The organism is Rhodococcus pyridinivorans, assembly GCF_900105195.1.
GTDB classification, from domain to species: domain Bacteria; phylum Actinomycetota; class Actinomycetes; order Mycobacteriales; family Mycobacteriaceae; genus Rhodococcus; species Rhodococcus pyridinivorans.
In genome coordinates this window covers 3,524,732-3,545,865 of record NZ_FNRX01000002.1, presented here as the reverse complement: position 1 = coordinate 3,545,865, position 21,134 = coordinate 3,524,732, and the positions used below count along the sequence as shown (strand labels likewise).

Sequence of the window (21,134 nt, the reverse complement as noted above, 5' to 3'; positions counted from 1 at the left end):
GGCATGACGGCCTTCCACGAGCTCGACGACTACCTGGCGCTTCCTCGCGTCACCTCCCTCACGATGTCCCCGGACGGGAATCGCCTGGTGATCACGCAGTCGACGCTCGACGACAAGGCCACCTCGTACACCGAGGCTTTGTGGGAGGTGGATCCCGAAGGCAACGCCCCGGCGCGCCGCCTCACCCACGGCACCACGGGTGAATCGAACCCGACCTTCACCGCGTCCGGCGACCTGCTGTTCACCGCCGCCCGGGGCAAGGACGATCCGCCGGTGTCGTTGTGGCGACTGCCCGCAGCGGGCGGCGAGGCCGAGCAGGTCGGATCCCGCAAGGGTGGATTCGCATCGGTGCACGCGGCATCCGAGGCCGACCGGATCGTCCTCGTCGCGTCCGTCCTCGGCCACAGCGAGTCCGACGACGAACGGATCCGGGACGCCCGTAAGGACAAGGTCGTCACCGCGGTGCTGCACACGGGCTATCCGGTGCGCTACTGGGACCACGATCTCGGACCCGACCAGCCGCACCTGCTCGTCCCGGACAACTGCGGCCACGGGTTCACCGACCTCACGCCCGGGATCCGAGGGTCGCTGCGTGATGGCTCCGTCGACATCGCTGCCGACGGTTCGTTCGCCGCCGCGACCTGGGTGGTCCCCGGTCCGCTCGCCTCGCGCCGGGTCACGCTCGTGCGGGTCGATCTCGGCACCGGCCTGCGCACCCCGCTCGTCGACGACGAGACCGGCGACGCGACGCACCCGTCGATCTCGCGCGACGGGACGAAGCTCGCCTACCTGCACGAATCGATGGGCGACGCGGAGAACCCGCCGCAGATCACCGTCCGCGTCCTGGACATCGCGAGCGGAACCACGACCATCGAGGCCCCTGAATGGGACAGACGTCCCACTTCCGTCACCTGGCTGCCCGACGGTTCCGGTCTCGTGCTCACCGCCGACGACCACGGCCGTGCGCCGGTCTTCGTGCAGAGACTCGGGTCCGCGCAGCCCGACCGCCTGACCGCGGACGACGCCGCCTACACGGACGTCTGTCTCGCACCCGACGGCAGCAGGGCGTACGCGCTGCGCGCCTCCTACGAAGCGCCGCCGCACCCCGTGCGCATCGACCTCACCGGACCGGACGCCGGCACCGTCACGCCGCTACGTGCTCCCGCTGCGCTCCCGGAACTGCCGGGACGTCTCGAGGAACTGACCACCGAGGCCGCCGACGGCACGCCGCTGCGGGCGTGGTTCGCGCTTCCGCACACGGCGTCCGCCGACGACCCCGCGCCGATGCTTCTGTGGGTGCACGGCGGTCCGCTGAGCAGCTGGAACACCTGGTCGTGGCGCTGGAACCCGTGGCTCCTCGTCGCCCGCGGCTATGCGGTGCTGCTGCCCGATCCCGCACTGTCCACCGGCTACGGCGACGACTTCGTGCGGCGTGGCTGGGGTCGGTGGGGGAACGAACCGTACACCGATCTGATGGCCGTCACGGATGCCGCGGTCGCGCGTGAGGATATCGACGAGGAGCGGACCGCGGTGATGGGCGGATCGTTCGGTGGATATCTCGCCAATTGGATCGCCGGGCACACCGACCGGTTCCGCGCGGTCGTCACCCACGCGGGTCTGTGGGCGCTGGACCAGTTCACCCCGACCACCGACGTTGCCTGGTACTGGCAGCGGGAGATGACCCCGGAGATGGCGGTCGAGAACTCACCGCACCTGTTCGTCGCCGACATCGTCACGCCCATGCTCGTGATCCACGGCGACAAGGACTATCGCGTCCCGATCGGCGAAGCCCTGCGCCTGTGGTACGAGCTGCTCAACGAATCGGGTCGACCCGCCGAGGACGACGGCACCACCGTCCACCGTTTCCTGTACTTCCCGTCCGAGAACCACTGGGTGCTGAAGCCTCAGCACTCGAAGATCTGGTACCGGGCCGTCGAGGCGTTCCTGTCCGAGCACGTGCTCGGTCGCCCGCTCGACCTGCCGGACGAGCTGGGCTGACCGAGGACGTCCGCTCGGGGTCTACTGCCTCGCTATTCGGGGGGGCGCCGCTGGTCGCCCGGCGAGACCGGCGGACGCGTGGGCTCGTCGGTGGCCGGTGTCGACTCGCTCGTCGCGGAACCGGAACCGGCCGAGTGCTGACCCGATCCGCCGCGATGGGTGACCTTCTCGGCGAGACCACCGACCGTCTCCTGGAGGTGCGGTGCCTTCTCCTTCACGACGCCGGCCGCTTCCGTCACCTTGTCCTGTACCGCAGGAATGACCTTTTCCTGCACTGCCGGGTTGTGCCACAGCTCGTTCGAACGCCCCCGCATCTTGTCGTAGGTCTCGCGTCCCGCCCGGGTCCCCGCGACGAATCCCGCGGCCGCACCTGCAGCGAAGATCAATGCCCGCATCATGACGGTGTCCTCCGTCCTGTCCGTTCGGCGTCCGCGCATTCGGCCGCCCGGCACTGCGATACCCGGTCGGGGAGCGGGCCACACTCTTCTGTCGCGACCCCTGTCCGGCTCTGTCGCGACCCTTGTCCATCTCTGTCGTGGCCCGTGTCCAGGAGGTTCGCCGCGACGCTTACGATTGACGGGTGACCAGTGCGCCAGAGAACTCGCAGAACCCCGCCGACGCCCTTCCCAAGAGCTGGGACCCCAGCGCCGTCGAAGCGGAGCTCTACCAGCAGTGGGTCGACGCCGGCTACTTCGAGGCCGACCCCACGAGCGACAAGCCCGGGTACTCGATCGTCCTGCCGCCGCCGAACGTCACCGGCAGCCTGCACATGGGTCACGCCCTCGACCACACCCTCATGGACGTGCTCTCCCGCCGTAAGCGCATGCAGGGCTACGAGGTGCTGTGGCTGCCCGGCATGGACCACGCCGGCATCGCCACCCAGACCGTCGTCGAGAAGCAGCTCGCCGCCGACGGCAAGAAGAAGGAGGACCTCGGTCGCGAGGCCTTCATCGAGAAGGTCTGGCAGTGGAAAGCCGAGTCCGGCGGCATGATCCAGGGCCAGATGCGTCGCATCGGCGACGGTGTGGACTGGTCGCGCGACCGCTTCACCATGGACGAGGGGCTGTCCCGCGCGGTGCAGACGATGTTCAAGCGCCTCTACGACGAGGGGCTGATCTACCGGGCCGAGCGCCTGGTCAACTGGTCGCCCGTGCTGCAGACCGCGATCTCCGACATCGAGGTGAAGTTCGAGGAGGTCGAGGGCGAACTCGTCTCCCTGCGCTACGGCTCCCTGAACGACGACGAGCCGCACGTCGTCGTCGCTACCACTCGTGTGGAGACGATGCTCGGCGACACCGCCGTCGCGGTGCACCCCGAAGACGAGCGCTACAAGGACATCATCGGCACGACGCTCGAGCACCCGATCACCGGCCGGCAGATCCCGATCATCGCCGACGAATACGTCGACCCCGAATTCGGTACGGGCGCAGTGAAGATCACGCCTGCGCACGACCCCAACGACTTCGAGATGGGCCTGCGGCACGACCTGCCGATGCCCACGATCATGGACAAGGCCGGTCGTATCGCCGACTCCGGCACCCGCTTCGACGGCATGGACCGTTTCGAGGCGCGCATCGCGATCCGCGAGGAACTCGCCGCGCAGGGCCGCGTCGTCGCCGAGAAGCGCCCCTACCTGCACAGCGTCGGCCACTCCGAGCGGTCCGGCGAGACCATCGAGCCGCGGCTGTCGATGCAGTGGTGGGTCAAGGTAGACAAGCTCGCCAAGGCTGCCGGCGACGCGGTGCGCAACGGTCACACCGTCATCCACCCGGCGAGCCAGGAACCGCGCTGGTTCGACTGGGTCGACAACATGCACGACTGGTGCATCTCGCGTCAGCTGTGGTGGGGTCACCGCATCCCGATCTGGTACGGCCCGAACGGCGAGGTCGAGTGCTTCGGCCCCGACGAGATCGCCCCCGAGGGCTGGGAGCAGGACCCGGACGTGCTCGACACGTGGTTCTCGTCCGGCCTGTGGCCGTTCTCCACGATGGGCTGGCCGGAGAAGACCCCCGAGCTCGACAAGTTCTATCCCACCAGCGTTCTCGTCACCGGCTACGACATCCTGTTCTTCTGGGTCGCCCGCATGATGATGTTCGGCACCTACGTGTCGGGTGACGACGCGGTGCACCAGGCGCAGGTGCCGTTCCGGGATCTGTTCCTGCACGGCCTCGTCCGCGACCAGTTCGGCAAGAAGATGTCGAAGTCGCGCGGCAACGGCATCGACCCGCTCGACTGGGTCGAGCGTTTCGGCGCCGACGCCCTGCGCTTCACGCTGGCGCGCGGCGCGAACCCGGGTGGCGATCTCGCCGTCGGTGAGGACCACGCCCAGTCGTCGCGCAACTTCGCGAACAAGCTGTTCAACGCGACCAAGTTCGCATTGATGAACGGCGCGGTGATCGGCGAGCTCCCGGCCCGCCAGCAGCTCACCGACGCCGACCGGTGGATCCTCGACCGCCTCGAGCAGGTGCGGACCGAGGTCGACGCGGCCTTCGATCATTACGAGTTCTCGAAGGCGTGCGAGGCGCTCTACCACTTCGCGTGGGACGAGGTCTGCGACTGGTATCTCGAGCTCGCCAAGGTCCAGCTCGCCGAGGGCAGCGCCCACGCCGACGGCACCAAGATTGTGCTCGGCACCGTCCTCGACCAGCTGCTGCGCCTGCTGCACCCGGTCATCCCGTTCGTCACCGAGACCCTGTGGAAGGTGCTCACCGGTGGCGAGTCCGTCGTCGTCGCGTCCTGGCCCGAGACGTCCGGCATCGCCACCGACGAGACCGCGGCGCAGCGGGTCGCCGACCTGCAGAGGCTCGTCACCGAGATCCGCCGGTTTCGCAGCGACCAGGGTCTCAAGCCGTCACAGAAGGTCGCGGCCCGGCTCGTCGGTGTCGAGGACGCCGATCTCGTCGCGCAGGTGCCGGCCGTGCAGTCGCTCGCGCGCCTGACCGCGCCGGAGGACTCGTTCTCGGCCACCGCGTCGATCGAGGTCCGGCTGAGCCGCGCGACGGTCACCGTCGAGCTCGACACCTCCGGCAGCATCGACGTCGGCGCCGAGATCGCGCGCCTGCGCAAGGATCTCGCCGCCGCGGAGAAGGAACTGACGGGCACCTCCGCGAAGCTGTCGAACGAGGCCTTCCTCGCGAAGGCACCCGATCAGGTGGTCGAGAAGATCCGCGGTCGCAAGCAGATCGCGGAAGAGGAGATCGCACGGATCACCGCACGACTGAAGGAGCTGGGCGCGGCGTGAGCACCGACACCCCGGGGGCGCCGTCCCCGGTGGACCTGGCCGAACTGACGCTCGTCGAAGCCGAGCTCGACAAGCGCTGGCCGGAAACGAAGATCGAGCCGTCCCTGGCGCGGATCGCCGCGCTCATGGACATCCTCGGCTCGCCGCAGAACAGCTACCCGTCGATCCACGTGGCCGGCACGAACGGCAAGACGTCGACAACCCGGATGATCGACGCGCTGCTCACCCGCATGCACCACCGGGTCGGCCGGACGACGAGCCCGCACCTGCAGCTCGCCTCCGAGCGGATCAGCATCGACGGCGCGCCGGTCTCGCCGCGGACCTACGTCGACACCTACCGCGACATCGAACCGTACGTCCGGATGATCGACGAGCAGTCCGAGGCGGCCGGTGGCCCGAAGATGAGCAAATTCGAGGTCACCACGGCCATGGCGTTCGCGGCATTCGCCGATGCACCCGTCGACGTGGCGGTCGTCGAGGTCGGTCTCGGCGGACGGTGGGACGCCACGAACGTCGTCACCGGGCAGGTCGCGGTGATCACGCCCGTCGGCATCGACCACACCGGCTATCTCGGCGACACCCTCACGGAGATCGCGGGGGAGAAGGCCGGGATCATCAAGAAGGCACCCGACGACGGTCTCGTGCCCCGCGACACCGTGGCGATCATCGCGCAGCAGGAACCGGAGGCGATGGACGTGCTGCTGCGGCAGGCCGTCGAGGCCGACGCGGCCGTGGCCCGTCAGGGATCCGAGTTCGCGGTGGTGCGGCGTGCGGTCGCCGTCGGCGGACAGCAGATCGACCTGCAGGGTCTCGGGGGTCTCTACACCGACATCTTCCTGCCGCTCCACGGCGAGCACCAGGCGCACAACGCGTCGGTCGCGCTGGCCGCGGTCGAGGCGTTCTTCGGGGCGGGCCCCGGCAAGCAGCTCGATGTCGAGGCGGTGCGCGACGCGTTCGCGTCGGTGACCACGCCGGGCCGGCTCGAGCGGGTGCGCAATGCGCCCACCGTCTTCCTCGACGCCGCGCACAATCCGCACGGCGCGAAGGCCCTCGCGGCCGCGCTCGCCCAGGAATTCGACTTCCGCAAGCTCGTGGGCGTCGTGAGCGTGATGGCCGACAAGGACGTCGCAGGTCTGATCGAGGCGCTCGAACCGGTCTTCGACGAGATTGTCGTCACCCACAACGGGTCGCCGCGAGCGATGGACGTCGACGATCTCGCGAACATCGCCGTCGCCCGATTCGGCGACGAACGGGTCGTCACCGCGGCGACGCTCCCGGATGCGATCGAAACCGCGATCGCGATCGCGGAGGAGGTCGGCGAGCCCGGCGAAGCGGTGTCGGGCGCCGGGGTCGTGGTCACCGGTTCGGTGGTGACCGCAGGTGCGGCCCGCAGTCTGTTCGGAAAGGATCCCGCGTGAGCAACGACAAGCCGGAGGAACAGAAGTTCCGGCCGCCGACGACGGACCCCTGGAAGGGCTTCCGCGGCGTGATGGCGGGAACGCTCGTGCTCGAGGCGATCGTGGTGCTGCTGGTGCTGCCGGTGATCGCGACCGTCGGCGGGGGACTGAGCGCGTGGTCGACGACCTACGTCGTGGGCCTCGCCGTTCTCATGTTCCTCGGAGCCGGGGTGCAGAAGAAGTCGTGGGCGATCCCGTTCAACATCACGCTGCAGGTGCTCGCCGTGCTCGGCTTCTTCGTCGACCTCGCGTTCGGTGCGGTGGGTGTGCTCTTCGCCGCGGTGTGGGCGTACATCTTCTACCTGCGCAAGGACATCAGGGATCGCGAATCCAGGGGTCTGCTGCCGGGCCAGCGGGACGACCTCTAGGCTTGTCGCGTGACTGAGCGGACCCTGGTACTGATCAAGCCCGACGGCGTCGCACGCCGTCACGTCGGAGAGATCCTCTCGCGCATCGAGCGCAAGGGGCTGGACATCGTGGCTCTCGAGCTGCGCACTGCGACGGAGGAGGTCGCCGGAGCGCACTACGCCGAGCACGAGGGCAAACCCTTCTATCCCTCGCTGATCGAGTTCATTACCGGCGGCCCCCTCGTGGCCGCGGTCCTCGAAGGCCCGCGCGCGATCGCGGCGTTCCGTCAACTCGCCGGTGGCACCGATCCGGTCGAGAAGGCCGTGCCCGGCTCGATCCGCGGCGACCTCGGCCTGGACCCGGGCGAGAACCTGGTCCACGGCTCCGACTCGGTGGAGTCCGCCGAGCGCGAGATCGCTCTCTGGTTCCCCGCCCTGGCTGCGAAGTAACAGCCCCGCACGAGCGGCGCCTGGCGTGTCGCTCACGAAACCTCTCGGGGCGTCGCGCTTCGCGCCTCCCGACACCGCCGACGGCGCCCTCCGGGGCGCCGTTGGCGTATCCGTGCATCTCCGTGTGGGATACTGGCAGAGGTTGCTCCGCACACACCGCGTGCGGAGCGGCCGAACGACATCACGGATCGATGCCCGACATCGCTGTGGCCGAGGACGAAGGAGACACCTCGCTCGGCGGCACGCTGGATGTTCCGGCGCTCGACCCGCGATCAAGCCAGGCATTGCTCGGCCGTGCAGTGAAAACGGGCACCGGACGACCGCGCGATGCGAGACCGGAAGGACTCGCGCCCACCCGGCGCGAGTACACAAGCTGCGCCCCCGCGTGGCCGCTCACATCGCTGTTGTCGGTGGTGGACGCGCCCGGGGGCCTTAGGAGACCTACGTGGCCGATCAAGAGCCGCCGGAGAACAACTCGATCGAAGCGTCGGACGCAGGGGGACGGAACCTCCTCGGTCTGCCTGCCAAGATCCGCGTCCATGCCCTCGCCAAGCTGCTGGGGCTGACCAGTAAGCAGGTGATCGCGAAAGCCGCCGAGCGCGGCACCGAGCTGCGCAGTGCGCACTCGACCCTCCCACGCGACGTCGCGGAGGACCTGCACGCTGCGTTGAGCGACGACACGGGCACGGCCGAGCCCGCCGTGCAGGAAGCCGAGACGGCTCCCGAGGCCGAGACCGCCCCCGAGCCTGCCGCGGAGGCGACTCCCGAGCCTGCGGCCGAGGCTGCGGAGACCGCCGAGGCCGAGCCGGTCGAGAGCGACGAGCTGCGACCCGCCGAGAAGACCGCGGACGAGACCGCACCGCAGGCCGTCGAGATCCCCTCCGTCGGAGGACCCACCGGGTTGTTCACGTCGGTGGAGCAGAGCACGCCGCTGTTCGAGATGCCCGAGCCGTCCACCACGGCCGAGCCGATCGTCGCTGCACCGCTGTTCCTCCAGCCCGAGGTACCCTCGCCTGCCGAGGGAGAGGAGGAGACCCGCCCGCGTCGCCGGCGCGCACGCCGCGGAAAGGACACCGAGCAGGCACCGGCCGAGGACGAGCAGCAGACCGCCGAGCCGGCCGCCGAGTCCACCGAGGAAGCGCCGTCGCACCAGGCGGACGAAGACCAGGACGACCAGCCGCGTCGCCGCCGACGCGGACGTCGCGGTCGTGGACGTGGACGCGGGGACGGCACCGACACCGACCAGCAGGACGAGACGACCGCGACCGGCGAGGACTCCGAGTCCGCCGCCGCGGAGACGGAGAAGTCCGCGGCCGCGGAGACGGAGAAGTCCGCCGAAGCGGAGTCCACCGCAGCGGAGACTCCCGCCGAGGAGACCGCCGGCACCGAGGAGAGCACCTCCGACGAGTCCGCCTCGGGCGACGAGCAGAGCAGCGACGAGCACGACACCGACGACGAGCAGGGCGGGGGGACGTCCCGTCGTCGCCGCCGTCGCCGTCGCCGTCGCGGTTCCGACACCGACACCGCGAGCACCGACGACGACTCGGTTCCCACGGTCGTCCACGAGCGGGAGCCGCGTCCGAAGAGCCGCGCCAAGGACGAGGTCCAGGGCATCAGCGGTTCGACGCGCCTCGAGGCGAAGCGTCAGCGTCGTCGCGACGGTCGCGAGGCCGGTCGCCGCCGGCCCCCGATCCTCACCGAATCCGAGTTCCTCGCCCGCCGCGAGGCTGTCGACCGGGTCATGGTCGTGCGCGAACGCACGGGCGGTTCCCACGCGGGCATGACGCAGGTCGCGGTGCTCGAGGACGGCATCCTCGTCGAGCACTTCGTCACGACCTCCGGTTCGGCGTCGATGGTCGGCAACATCTACCTCGGTCGCGTGCAGAACGTCCTCCCGTCCATGGAGGCGGCGTTCATCGACATCGGCCGTGGCCGCAACGGCGTGCTCTACGCGGGTGAGGTGAACTGGGAGGCCGCCGGCCTCGGAGGCAACTCCCGCAAGATCGAGCAGGCCCTCAAGCCCGGCGACCAGGTGGTCGTGCAGGTCAGCAAGGACCCGGTCGGTCACAAGGGCGCGCGTCTGACCACCCAGATCAGCCTCGCCGGACGCTTCCTGGTCTACGTGCCGGGAGGTTCGTCCACGGGCATCAGCCGCAAGCTCCCCGACACCGAGCGCAAGCGTCTGAAGGACATCCTCCGCGAGATCGTCCCCTCCGAGGCGGGCGTGATCATCCGTACCGCCGCCGAGGGCGTGAGCGAGGAGGAACTCTCGCGCGACGTCACCCGCCTGCAGACGCAGTGGGAGTCGATCCGCGAGCAGTCCGAGAAGCTGCAGGCCGACGCCTCGGGCCAGCCGAAGACGCTCTACGAGGAGCCGGATCTGCTCGTGAAGGTCGTGCGAGACCTGTTCAACGAGGACTTCTCCAAGCTCGTCATCGAGGGCGACTCGGCGTGGAACACCGTCGAGAGCTACATCCGGACGGTCGCACCCGACCTGCTGCCGCGCGTCGAGCGCTACCGTTCGGAGAACTCGGTGGACGTCTTCGGTGCGCACCGCATCGACGAGCAGCTCGCGAAGGCTCTCGACCGCAAGGTGTGGCTGCCGTCCGGCGGCACGCTCGTCATCGACCGCACCGAGGCGATGACCGTCATCGATGTCAACACCGGCAAGTTCACCGGTTCCGGCGGCAACCTCGAGGAGACGGTCACCCGTAACAACCTCGAGGCGGCCGAGGAGATCGTCCGCCAGATGCGCCTGCGCGACATCGGCGGCATGATCGTCGTCGACTTCATCGACATGGTCCTCGAGTCGAACCGCGACCTCGTACTGCGTCGCCTGACCGAGGCCCTCGGCCGGGACCGCACCCGCCACCAGGTCTCGGAGGTCACCTCGCTCGGCCTGGTCCAGATGACGCGCAAGCGGCTCGGGACCGGTCTCGTCGAGGCGTTCTCCACCACCTGTGAGCACTGCAGCGGCCGCGGCCTCATCGTGCACTCGGAGCCGATCGAGTCGAAGTCCTCGGACGACTCCGGTCGTTCGTCCGGCGGTGGTTCGCGGCGTAAGCGTGGACGCGACAAGAGTTCGCAGGAGCCCGCCGCCGAGACGCACACGACGCCGTCGCCCGAAGAGGTCGTCAAGCGTGCCGCGCACCCCGTCGCGCTCGCGATGGCCGCGCACAACTCGACACCGGCCGCGGACGCTCCGGCCGCAGAGCCGGCAGCGACCGAGACCGCATCCGAGGCGGCGTCCGCACCTGCGGGCGACGTCGACCCGGTCAAGGTCACCGAGCCGCTGCGGGCCGTCGAGCCCGAGAAGGGCGCCGCACCGACGAAGGAGCCCGTCGCAGGGGAGGACGCCACCACGGTGACGACCGCCTCCGACGAGCCCGCCGAGATCGAGGCAGAGGTCGCAGCAGCCGAAGCCGCGGTCGCGGAGACCGCTGTTCCCGAGGCTGCCGTGTCCGAGACGGCCGTCTCCGGCGCAGGGGAGAGCACCGACGGAGCGGCTTCCGTCGAGGCCGCAGGACCGGCTCCGCGTCGCCGTCGGGCACGCAGGGTCGCCCGGGCGGCCGCAGCGCCCGCCGGGGACGGTGGGCCTACAGCCAAGGTGTTCGTCGTCCCCGCGACGACCGGGTCGTCCACGGGGGTCGAGTCGGACTCCCGGCCGAGCACACCGGTCGAGACGCCGGTGGAGATCGTGCGGCGGCCGCGTTCGCGGCGTGCCGCAGGGCGCCCCGCCGGACCTCCGGTGGACGCCGAAGCATGACCCTCCGCTTCCGGGCCGGTCACGACCGGCCCGGAAGCGGGCACTACCGTGCCACCCGGTTTGACCCTGGGAGTCACCTTCCCGTAATCTTGTTCAGTCGCTACTCGGCGATAGTGCCCAGCCGCGTCCGGATTCAGGATGCCGGCGGGACCCGAGTCAGCAACCACACCAGACCAGTCGCGTCCGCAGCACTGTGGCGCGAGCACGTTCGAAGAAGCAAGGGGTAGCCGTCCGATGGCAACGTACGCGATCGTCAAGACCGGCGGTAAGCAGTACAAGGTCGCTGAAGGCGACCTCGTCAAGGTCGAGAAGATCGAGGGTGAGCCCGGCGCTGCTGTCTCGCTTGCCCCGGTCCTCGTCGTCGACGGATCCGAACTGACCACCGACGCCGACAAGCTGGCCAAGGTCTCGGTCACCGGCGAGATCGTCGAGCACACCAAGGGCCCGAAGATCCGCATCCACAAGTTCAAGAACAAGACCGGGTACCACAAGCGCCAGGGCCACCGTCAGAAGCTGACGGTCGTCAAGGTCACCGGCATCAAGTAAACCGAGCTTCGAGCTTCAACCCCAGGAGGGTTCGTCATGGCACACAAGAAGGGCGCATCCAGCTCCCGTAACGGTCGCGATTCGAACGCACAGCGACTCGGCGTCAAGCGCTTCGGTGGCCAGGCCGTCAACGCCGGCGAGATCATCGTGCGCCAGCGCGGCACCCACTTCCACCCCGGCGTGAACGTGGGACGCGGCGGCGACGACACGCTGTTCGCCCTCGCGGCCGGTGCCGTCGAGTTCGGTACCAAGCGCGGTCGCAAGACCGTCAACATCGTTCCGGCTGCGGCAGACGCCTGATCTGCCGTCCGGTAACGGACACCGCGGGACCAGCTCCCGCGACATACTCCCAATAGGGGCGGGCCAGGGTCGCACACCCTGACCCGCCCTTGTTGCGTTGATCACCAGGTTTGTTTTTTAGGACGAGAGAAGGTCCACCCATGTCCCGCTTCATCGACCGGGTGGTGCTGCACGTCAGCGCCGGCAAGGGCGGCAACGGCTGCGCCTCCGTCCACCGCGAGAAGTTCAAGCCGCTCGGCGGCCCCGACGGCGGTAACGGAGGAAACGGCGGCGATGTCGTCCTCGAAGTCGACCGGAACGTCCACACCCTGCTCGACTTCCACTTCCACCAGCACGCCAAGGCGACCAACGGTGCCCAGGGCGCCGGCGGCCACCGCAACGGTGCCAACGGCGGCGACCTCGTCCTGAAGGTTCCCGACGGCACCGTCGTACTCGACCGCGACGGCCGCATCCTCGCCGACCTCGTGGGCACCGGCACGCGTTTCGTCGCCGCGCACGGCGGTCGCGGTGGTCTCGGCAATGCCGCACTCGCGTCGAAGGCACGCAAGGCCCCCGGCTTCGCGCTCCTCGGTGAGGAAGGCGAGGAACTCGACCTCGTCCTCGAACTGAAGTCCGTCGCCGACGTCGGCCTCGTGGGCTTCCCCTCGGCCGGCAAGTCGTCGCTCGTGTCGGTGCTGTCGGCCGCCAAGCCGAAGATCGCCGACTACCCGTTCACCACCCTCGTGCCGAATCTCGGTGTGGTGCAGTCGGGCGACACGACCTTCACCGTCGCCGACGTGCCCGGCCTGATCCCCGGCGCCAGTGAGGGTCGCGGCCTCGGCCTCGACTTCCTCCGTCATCTCGAGCGCTGCGCCGTGCTCGCGCACGTTGTCGACTGCGCGACCCTCGAACCCGGCCGCGACCCGATCTCCGACATCGACGCGCTCGAGGCCGAACTCGCCGCCTACCAGCCTGCGCTGTCGGGCGACAGCGGACTCGGCGACCTCGCCGAGCGCCCCCGCATCGTCATCCTCAACAAGGCCGACGTGCCCGACGCGAAAGAACTCGCCGAGTTCGTCACCCCCGAACTCGAGGCCCGTGGCTGGCCGGTCTTCACGATCTCGGCCGTGAGCCGCGACGGCCTGCGTCCGCTGACGTTCGCCCTCGCGAGGATGGTCGACGAGTACCGGGCGGCGCATCCGCCGGCCGCGCCCACCCGCCCGGTGATCCGTCCCGTCGCCCGCGACGAGGAGGCCTTCACCGTGGTCCGCGATCCCGAGGTGCCCGGCGGATTCATCGTGCGGGGCACCCGTCCCGAGCGGTGGGTGCGCCAGACGGCCTTCGACAACGACGAGGCCGTGGGTTACCTCGCCGACCGACTCGCCCGTCTCGGCGTCGAGGACAAGCTCGTCAAGCTCGGCGCGGAACCCGGATGCTGGGTCACCATCGGCGAGGTCGGCTTCGAGTGGGAACCGCAGACGCAGGCCGGCGTGGACGTCGTGCCCACCGGTCGCGGCACCGATGCCCGTCTCGACCAGGTCGACCGCGTCGGCGCTGCCGAGCGTCGCCACGCGAAGAAGGTGCGCCGCGGCCTGGCCACCGACGACGAGTTCGAGTAACCGTCCGCGCGCCCCCACCGTTCAGGAAACCCGAAGCGTACCGAGGAGAACATGAGCGACACCCGGGAGGTCGTCTCCCACGCCCGCAGCGTCGTGGTCAAGATCGGCTCGTCGGCGATCACGAGCCTGGTGGGTGGACTCGACCGTGGCCGGCTCGATCGTCTCGTCGATGCCATCGAGGCCCGCATCCGCACGGGTTCGAGTGTCATCGTGGTCTCCTCGGGTGCGGTCGGTGCCGGGCTCGCACCGCTCGGTCTCACGAGTCGGCCGCGTGATCTCGCGACAAAGCAGGCCGCGGCCAGCGTCGGGCAGCTCACCCTCGCCCACGCCTGGGGCACCTCCTTCGCCCGCTACGACCGCACGGTGGGCCAGGTGCTCCTCACCGCCGACGACATCGGCCGGCGCACTCAGCACCGCAACGCGCAACGCACCCTCGACCGGCTGCGTTCGCTCGGGGCGGTGCCGGTGGTCAACGAGAACGACACCGTCGCGACCGTCGAACTGCGCTTCGGCGACAACGACCGGCTCGCTGCACTCGTCGCGCATCTCATCGGCGCCGACGCGCTGATCCTGCTGTCCGACGTCGACGGCTTGTACGACGGGGATCCCCGCAAGGGCTCCGCGAACCTCATCCCCGAGGTCCGCACCCCCGAGGATCTCGACGGTGTGGTCGCCGGGTCGGGCGGCGCGCTGGGCACCGGTGGCATGGCGTCGAAACTGTCCGCGGCCCGTCTCGCGGCGGACTCCGGCGTGCCGGTGCTGCTCGCCGCGGCCTCCCAGGCCGATCGTGCGCTGGGCGCCGCCGACGTCGGCACGGCCTTCGCGGCCCGCCCACAGCGTCTGTCGGCGCGGCGTTTCTGGGTGCGGCACGCCGCCGACGTCCACGGTTCGCTGTATCTCGACGAGGGTGCCGTGCGGGCCGTGATGGAGCGGCGACGCTCGTTGCTCGCCGCCGGAATCACCGGCACCAGTGGCGGTTTCCACGCCGGCGACGTCGTCGGCATCGTCGCGCCCGACGGCCGCACGGTCGCGCGCGGGGTGGTGGCCTACGACGCGTCCGAACTCGATTTCATGATCGGCTTCTCGACCGGTCAGCTGCCGCCGGATCTCCAGCGACCCGTCGTGCACGCCGACGACCTCGTCCGGGTGGTCTGAGAACCTCACGAAGTCGGTGCGGTCACCGCGTCGGCCAGGAAAGCGAGGGTCTCCGAGGTACCCGCCTCGAGCTTGAGGATCGCCAGCGCATCCCCGCGGGTGGGGCCACGATTGATCACCACCACCGGGATGTTCCGCTGCACGGCGCGACGTACGAACCGCAACCCCGACTGCACCGTCAGTGAACTCCCGGCGACCAGCAGGGCGTCGGCACCGTCCACCACCGAGAAGGCGAGATCGACGCGCGGGCGCGGCACCGTCTCCCCGAAGTACACGATGTCGGGTTTGAGCATCCCGTCGCAGCGCTCGCAGTCGACGACGACGAAGTCCTCGGTGTCGGTGACCACCGCGTCCGCATCGGGGGCGACCTCGAGACCGGTCGTCGCGCGCATCCGGTCGTCGAATCCCGGATTGGCCGCGCACAGCCGTTCGTGCAGCGTGAACCGCGAGATGCGGTGTTCGCACGACAGGCATCGGACCTGCGCGTAGGTGCCGTGCAGGTCGATGACCTGCCGGCTGCCGGCCTTCGTGTGCAGCAGGTCGACGTTCTGGGTGATCACGCCGACGACGGAACCGGCGCGTTCGAGGGCCGCGAGCGCCCGGTGCCCGGGATTCGGGCGGGCGGCGTCCATGTGCTTCCAGCCGACGTGGTTGCGGGCCCAGTAGCGTTGCCGGAACTCCGCGTCGCCGACGAACTGCTGGTAGGTCATCGGGTTGCGGGGCGGCGAGTCCGGTCCGCGATAGTCGGGGATACCGGAGTCCGTCGACAGCCCGGCGCCGGTGAGAACAGCGATCCGACGGCCGTGCAGGAGAGTGGGCAGGTCGTCGGAACGGAGTGGAACGTCGATCACTCCTTCTACGGTAGGCGGCTTCCGGGAACCGGTGCCGCGGGCAGCAGCGCGCGGACCGCATCGATGGTGTCGGCGTCGGCGGCCGACTTGTCGGGCCGGTACCGCAGCACCCGTGCGAAGCGCAGCGCCACCCCGCCCGGATAGCGGCTGCTCGTCTGCACTCCGTCGAGTTCGATCTCGACGACGATCGCGGGTCGCAGGTGGACGGTGTGCTCGTCGCGGTGTGTCTCGTGGCGTGGGAATTCCTCTGTCTGCCACTGCAGCAGCGCGTCGCTGAGTCCCTTGAACGTCTTCCCGACCATGATCGGCGGACCACCGTCGGGGTCGCGGGCACCGAGGTGCAGGTTGGACAGGAAGCCGGTGCGGCGCCCGTAACCCCATTCGGCGGCGAGCACCACGAGATCCAGGGTGTGCTCGGGTTTGACCGTCTGCCAGGCTCGGCCCCGGCGGCCGGCGGTGTAGGTCGATGTGAGCGACTTCACCATGACGCCCTCGTGACCGTTGCCGAGCGAGTCACCGAGGTGCGCCTCGGCGCTGTCGGCGTCCGGAGCGACGAGCGCGGGGATGCGGTGCTCACCCGCGACGCGGGCGAGATGGTCGCGACGCACCGACAGCGGCTCGTCGAGCAGGTCGGCGCCGTCGAGGTGCAGGCAGTCGAAGAAGTACGGGTGGAGAAGCAGTTCGCGTTCGGAGCGGGCACCGAACCGGCTCATGGTCTCCTGGAACGGTCGGGGACGGCCGGCATCGGTGAGCGCGAGTGTCTCGCCGTCGAGCACGACACTGCGGCACGGCAGCGCCCGGACGAGTTCGACCAGTTCGGGGACCGATGCGGTGATGTCGCGCAGCGTGCGGGTGAAGATCCACACCGCGTCCTCGTGGCGGTGCACCTGGATGCGTGCACCGTCGAGTTTGTACTCCACGCTCACCGCCCCGTCGAACTCGATGAGTGCCGCCTCGAGCGACTCGGCGGGTGAGGCGAGCATCGGCCGGACCGGTCGGCCGAGCTCCAGGCCGAACTCCGCCAGCGCGTCGACACCACCCTCGAAGGCCGCCGCTGCGGCCTGCGCGAGTCGGCCCGACAACATCACCGCCCGACGGACCGGTTCGACGGGGAGACCGGCTGCCGCTGCGACCGCATCGGTCATCACCCCTTCGAGCGCGCCCTGCCGCAGCTCACCGCCGAGGAGCGCGACGAGGAAACGCTGCTCGGCCTCGGTGGCCCGTCCGAACAGATCCAGGAGCAGTTGCTGCCGCGCGGCGGTGGATCCGGAACCGGAGATGCCGGCGAGGCGGTCGAGGAAGCCGGACACCTCGTCGACGTCGAGCACGGGATCGTCGGCGACCGGTGCGGAGAGGCCGGCGAGGGTGCGGAAACCGACACCCAGGCGACCCTGGGTCATCTCTCCGGACAACCATGAGACCACCGCTTCGACCTCGTGAGGTTCGGCGCGCCCGAGTAATTCCCGCAGCAGATCGATCTTGGTGCGTCGTGACCGTGTGGCGGCGACGGCGACGGAGGTGTCGACAACCGAGTGCAGCAGCATCGCTTCGACGTTAGCGCCCGGACGTGCCACGCGGAGGAAATCGCGCGCCGGGGTGTAATTCCGCACGGGGTGGGAATCGAGAGGCCAGGATAGTGCACAGGACGCCTCCACGCAGGGAGGGACGGGAGACGCGGATGAGCAAGGACGCCGATGCAGTCGAACTCGACGTGGACGGTCGCACGGTGCGCATCTCGCACCCCGAGCGCGTGTACTTCCCCGAGATCGGGGCGACCAAGCTCGACCTCGCGAACTACTACCTGAGCGTGGGGGAGGGGATCGTCCGGGCACTCCGCGAACGGCCCTGCATGCTGCACCGGTTCCCCGACGGGCTCGAAGGGCGGAAGGTACACCAGAAGCGTTTGCCGCGCGGGGCTCCGGACTGGGTCGAGACCGTGCGGGTGCACTTCCCGCGCTACGACCGCGATGCCGACGAACTGTGCGTGACCCATCTCGCCGACGTCGTGTGGGCCGTGCAGATGTCCACCGTGGAGTTCCATCCGTGGAACTCGCGGCGCAGCGACGTGGAGCGACCCGACGAGTGGAGGATCGACCTCGATCCGATGCCCGACTGCGATTTCGACCGGGTCCGGCGTGTCGCGAAGGTGGCGCACGAGGTGCTCGACGAACTCGGTGCCGTGGGCTGGCCGAAGACCTCGGGCGGCGACGGCCTGCACGTCTACGTCCGGATCGCGCCGGAATGGGAGTTCGACGACGTCCGAAGGGCCGCATGGGCTTTCGCGCGGGAGGTGGAACGACGCGCGCCCGGCGACGTGACGACGGCATGGTGGCGCAAGGAACGCGACCCGTCGGCGGTCTTCGTCGACTACAACCAGAACTCGCGCGACCACACGATCGCCAGTGCCTATTCGGTCCGCGGTGTGTCGGAGGCGACGATCTCCACTCCGGTGCGGTGGGAGGAGATCGACGACCTCGAACCGCGGGACTTCACGATCCGGACCGTGCCGAAGCGGTTCGAGGAACTCGGCGACCTGCACTCGGGTATCGACGACGCGGTCTTCTCCCTCGATCCGCTCCTGGAATGGGCGGAACGCGACGAGAAGCCGTCGGAGTGAGCCCTATGGCCCGGTAACGGTGGCCCGGTAGACGTGGCCTAGTAGCCGGCGCTGGGATCGACGACCCCGATCGGCACGAGGCCGGATGCGAAGCGTGTGACGTTCTCGATCACGTGCTCGAGATAGGCCGGGATGCGCAGCGGGGGTGGATTGGCGTCGTGGGGAGTGATCACGGCGTTGGGGAGCGTCCACAACGGATGATCCTCGGGGAGCGGTTCGGGATCGGTGACGTCGAGCCCTGCACCACCGATCGCGCCGGATCGGAGAGCGGCGACGAGGGCGTCGGTGTCGACGAGATCGCCCCGGGCGACGTTGACGACCCACGCCGTGGACTTCATCGCTGCGAGCTCGGTTGCGCCGACGAGCTGCTCGACGTCGAGAGTGGCCGTCGCGGAGATGACGAAATGATCTGCCAGAGGCCATATCTCGTCGATACGTTCGACGGGGAACGTCTCGATGGCTCCCGGCACGGGACGACCGCTGCGGGTGACGGCGAGCGCGCGCGCCCCCAGCGCGGCCAGCATCGGGATCAGCGCCCGGCCGACACCCCCGGCGCCGATGATCCCGACCGTCGCGCCGCGGAGGGTGCCGACGACCGGCGCGAGACTCTCGGGTGTCCACGAGGTGGCCGCCAGATGGGCCGGCAGGGCCCGGACCCCGGCGAGCAGGAGCAGGAGCGCGTGCTCGGCGACGGTCGTGGAGTAGGCCGCGGCCGCCGACGTCCAGGTGACGCGAGGATGGGCCTTGACGACGCCCTGCGACAGCCAGTACTCGACACCGGCGGACGGTAGCTGCACCCAGCGGACGGAGGCGGGGAGGACCTCGGGGAAGTCCTGCGGCCCGGCCGTCCAGACGAGCGCGTCGGGGGTCTCCTCGAGTCCGCAGGGCACGCCGCCCCCGCCCGTGACCGCCCGTTCGAAAACGGGGGTCGCGCTCGGGGCCGACAGCGATGCGGGGCGCACGCTCGGGAGTCATGGTCTCGACTCTAAGCGTCCGCCCCGCATCGGTCACGTGGTTACCGCGCTCAGGCAGGTTCGACGATCAACGGGTACACACCGTTCTCGTCGTGCACCTCACGGCCGGTGACCGGAGGATTGAAGACGCACAGCATGCGCATGCGCGTTTCGGGGAGCACGCGGTGACGCTCGTGTCCGTTGAGCAGGTACATCGTGCCCGGAGCGAGGTCGTACTCCACGTCGTTGTCGAGGTCCTGGAGCTTGCCGGTGCCCTCGACGAGCCATACGGCCTCGACGTGGTTGGCGTAGTGGAACTCGTTGACAGTGCCGGGTTCGATGGTGGTCTCGTGGAACGAAAAGCCCACCTTGTCGCCGGCGAGGACGATGCGCTTGCTGCGCCACTGGCCGTCCTCCGAGACGACGTCGCGCTCGGTGCCGGTGATCTCTTCTGTCGTACGAACGATCATGGGTGTCGAAAGTCCTTCTTCTGCAAGTGGGTTCGGAACGGGCGGAGCGGGGGACCGCTCAGGAACGGACCTTGGCGGTCGCTTCCGCCAGGATGTTCAGCCCGAACTCGAGTTCGTCGTCGGTGATGGTCAGCGGCGGCAGCAGCTTGACGACCTCGTCCGACGGACCGGAGGTCTCGGCGAGCAGACCCTCTTCGAAGGCCAGGGCGCAAACCTTGTCGGCGTCCTCCGGCTTGTCGAAGACCAGGCCCTGGACCAGGCCGCGGCCGCGGGTCGAGACGCCGTCGAACATGTCCGACAGGTTCATGAAGGTCTGACGGATGCGCTCGCCCTTGCGCAGGGTGTCGCGCTCGAGCTTGTCGTCGGCCCAGTAGTGCTCGAGGGCGGCAGCCGCCGTCACGAAAGCCGGGTTGTTGCCGCGGAAGGTGCCGTTGTGCTCGCCCGGGCCCCACACGTCGAGCTCACGCTTGAACAGGGTGAGCGCCAGCGGCATTCCGTATCCGCCGATCGACTTCGACAGGGTCACGATGTCGGGCGTGATGCCGGCGATCTCGAACGAGAAGAACGGGCCGGTGCGGCCGCAGCCCATCTGCACGTCGTCGACGATCAGCAGGATGTCGCGTTCCTTGCACAGGTCGGCCAGAGCGCGAAGCCACTCGGGGCGAGCAACATTCACGCCGCCTTCACCCTGCACGGTCTCGACGATGACCGCGGCCGGACGGTTCAGGCCGCTGCCCGCGTCGTCGAGGACGCGCGAGAACCACTGGAAGTCCTCGGTGACGCCGTTGAAGTAGTTGTCGAACGGCATCGGCGTGGCGTGGACGAGGGGGATACCCGCGCCGGCGCGCTTCATCGAGTTACCGGTCACCGACAGCGCACCCAGGGTCATGCCGTGGAAAGCGTTGGTGAAGTTGATGATCGACTCGCGACCGGTCACCTTGCGGGCGAGCTTGAGCGCCGCCTCGACGGCGTTCGTGCCGGTCGGGCCGGGGAACTGGACCTTGTAGTCCAGGCCGCGCGGCGCGAGCACGTGCGACTCGAAGGTCTCGAGCAGCTTGCGCTTGGCGACGGTGTACATGTCGAGGCCGTGGGTGACGCCGTCGCTCATGATGTAGTCGACCAGGGCCGACTTGAGAACCGGATTGTTGTGGCCGTAGTTCAGGGCTCCGGCGCCGGCGAAGAAGTCGAGGTAGTCCTTGCCGTCCTCGCTGCGCAGCCAGGATCCCGATGCCTTGTCGAAAACGGCGGGCCAGCCGCGGCTGTAACTCCGGACCTCGGATTCGAGGTGCGAGAAAATCGCAGTATCGGGCTTACTGGTGGTCTCGGGCTTGTTTTCCAGGATGGTCATGTCGTGGTCCTCCTGTGATTATTCGAGAATTACGAAG

At 69.2% G+C, this 21,134-nt stretch carries 16 protein-coding genes and 1 pseudogene; 11 read left to right on the top strand and 6 right to left on the bottom strand.

Going from position 1 to position 21,134, the window contains the following annotated elements:
* Positions 1-3 precede the first annotated feature (3 nt).
* On the top strand, positions 4-1,998 hold the full coding sequence (locus BLV31_RS16800; protein ID WP_064060930.1) for a S9 family peptidase: 1,995 nt from the start codon (positions 4-6) through the stop codon (positions 1,996-1,998).
* A 32-nt stretch (positions 1,999-2,030) separates the two neighbouring features.
* On the opposite strand, the gene BLV31_RS16795 is transcribed toward BLV31_RS16800, so the two are convergent.
* Positions 2,031-2,396 carry a hypothetical protein gene (locus BLV31_RS16795; RefSeq protein ID WP_064060952.1) on the bottom strand — a complete coding sequence of 122 codons (366 nt, stop codon included), beginning with the start codon at positions 2,394-2,396 and terminating at the stop codon, positions 2,031-2,033.
* Between the two features lie 182 nt (positions 2,397-2,578).
* On the opposite strand from BLV31_RS16795, the gene BLV31_RS16790 reads away from it, so the two are divergent.
* The 9 genes from BLV31_RS16790 to proB all read left to right on the top strand — a co-directional run bounded on the left by BLV31_RS16790 (position 2,579) and on the right by proB (position 14,858).
* Positions 2,579-5,239 (top strand): valine--tRNA ligase, encoded by a 2,661-nt coding sequence (locus tag BLV31_RS16790; RefSeq protein ID WP_064060931.1) that lies wholly within the window; start codon positions 2,579-2,581, stop codon positions 5,237-5,239.
* Positions 5,236-6,657 carry a bifunctional tetrahydrofolate synthase/dihydrofolate synthase gene (gene folC, locus BLV31_RS16785; protein WP_064060932.1) on the top strand — a complete coding sequence of 474 codons (1,422 nt, stop codon included), beginning with the start codon at positions 5,236-5,238 and terminating at the stop codon, positions 6,655-6,657. Before BLV31_RS16790 ends, folC begins: the two co-directional genes overlap by 4 nt.
* Positions 6,654-7,064 (top strand): DUF4233 domain-containing protein, encoded by a 411-nt coding sequence (locus BLV31_RS16780; RefSeq protein WP_006551180.1) that lies wholly within the window; start codon positions 6,654-6,656, stop codon positions 7,062-7,064. Before folC ends, BLV31_RS16780 begins: the two co-directional genes overlap by 4 nt.
* A 9-nt stretch (positions 7,065-7,073) precedes the next feature.
* A complete protein-coding gene (gene ndk / locus BLV31_RS16775; RefSeq protein WP_006551181.1) occupies positions 7,074-7,493 on the top strand; it encodes a nucleoside-diphosphate kinase in 420 nt (139 codons plus the stop codon).
* Positions 7,494-7,938: 445 nt separating this feature from the next.
* Positions 7,939-11,259: a translation initiation factor IF-2 N-terminal domain-containing protein gene (locus BLV31_RS16770; protein WP_064060933.1), complete on the top strand. Its 3,321-nt coding sequence runs from the start codon at positions 7,939-7,941 to the stop codon at positions 11,257-11,259.
* A 234-nt stretch (positions 11,260-11,493) separates the two neighbouring features.
* A complete protein-coding gene (gene rplU, locus BLV31_RS16765) occupies positions 11,494-11,805 on the top strand; it encodes a 50S ribosomal protein L21 (RefSeq protein WP_006551183.1) in 312 nt (103 codons plus the stop codon).
* Positions 11,806-11,841: 36 nt separating this feature from the next.
* Positions 11,842-12,105 carry a 50S ribosomal protein L27 gene (gene rpmA, locus BLV31_RS16760; protein ID WP_006551184.1) on the top strand — a complete coding sequence of 88 codons (264 nt, stop codon included), beginning with the start codon at positions 11,842-11,844 and terminating at the stop codon, positions 12,103-12,105.
* 140 nt (positions 12,106-12,245) lie between these two features.
* Positions 12,246-13,703 (top strand): GTPase ObgE, encoded by a 1,458-nt coding sequence (obgE, locus tag BLV31_RS16755; protein ID WP_019289071.1) that lies wholly within the window; start codon positions 12,246-12,248, stop codon positions 13,701-13,703.
* 51 nt (positions 13,704-13,754) lie between these two features.
* The gene (proB, locus tag BLV31_RS16750; protein WP_006551186.1) at positions 13,755-14,858 is read left to right on the top strand and encodes a glutamate 5-kinase; all 1,104 of its coding nucleotides are present in this window, start codon (positions 13,755-13,757) and stop codon (positions 14,856-14,858) included.
* A 5-nt stretch (positions 14,859-14,863) separates the two neighbouring features.
* On the opposite strand, the gene BLV31_RS16745 is transcribed toward proB, so the two are convergent.
* Together BLV31_RS16745 and BLV31_RS16740 are read right to left on the bottom strand one after the other, a co-directional pair.
* Positions 14,864-15,709 carry an NAD-dependent protein deacetylase gene (locus tag BLV31_RS16745; RefSeq protein WP_064060934.1) on the bottom strand — a complete coding sequence of 282 codons (846 nt, stop codon included), beginning with the start codon at positions 15,707-15,709 and terminating at the stop codon, positions 14,864-14,866.
* A 5-nt stretch (positions 15,710-15,714) separates the two neighbouring features.
* Positions 15,715-17,253 (bottom strand): ATP-dependent DNA ligase, encoded by a 1,539-nt coding sequence (locus tag BLV31_RS16740; protein ID WP_064060953.1) that lies wholly within the window; start codon positions 17,251-17,253, stop codon positions 15,715-15,717.
* A gap of 134 nt (positions 17,254-17,387) precedes the next feature.
* On the opposite strand from BLV31_RS16740, the gene ligD reads away from it, so the two are divergent.
* The gene (ligD, locus tag BLV31_RS16735; protein WP_006551189.1) at positions 17,388-18,326 is read left to right on the top strand and encodes a non-homologous end-joining DNA ligase; all 939 of its coding nucleotides are present in this window, start codon (positions 17,388-17,390) and stop codon (positions 18,324-18,326) included.
* A 38-nt stretch (positions 18,327-18,364) separates the two neighbouring features.
* On the opposite strand, the pseudogene BLV31_RS16730 reads toward ligD, so the two are convergent.
* The 3 genes and pseudogenes from BLV31_RS16730 to ectB form a co-directional block, all read right to left on the bottom strand.
* A pseudogene (locus tag BLV31_RS16730) lies at positions 18,365-19,301 on the bottom strand (D-isomer specific 2-hydroxyacid dehydrogenase family protein).
* 49 nt (positions 19,302-19,350) lie between these two features.
* Positions 19,351-19,749, bottom strand: coding sequence for an ectoine synthase (locus tag BLV31_RS16725; RefSeq protein WP_006551191.1), 399 nt, complete (start codon positions 19,747-19,749; stop codon positions 19,351-19,353).
* 58 nt (positions 19,750-19,807) lie between these two features.
* Entirely contained in the window at positions 19,808-21,097 is a 1,290-nt protein-coding gene (gene ectB, locus BLV31_RS16720; protein ID WP_006551192.1) for a diaminobutyrate--2-oxoglutarate transaminase, read from the bottom strand.
* Between the last annotated feature and the right edge of the window lie 37 nt (positions 21,098-21,134).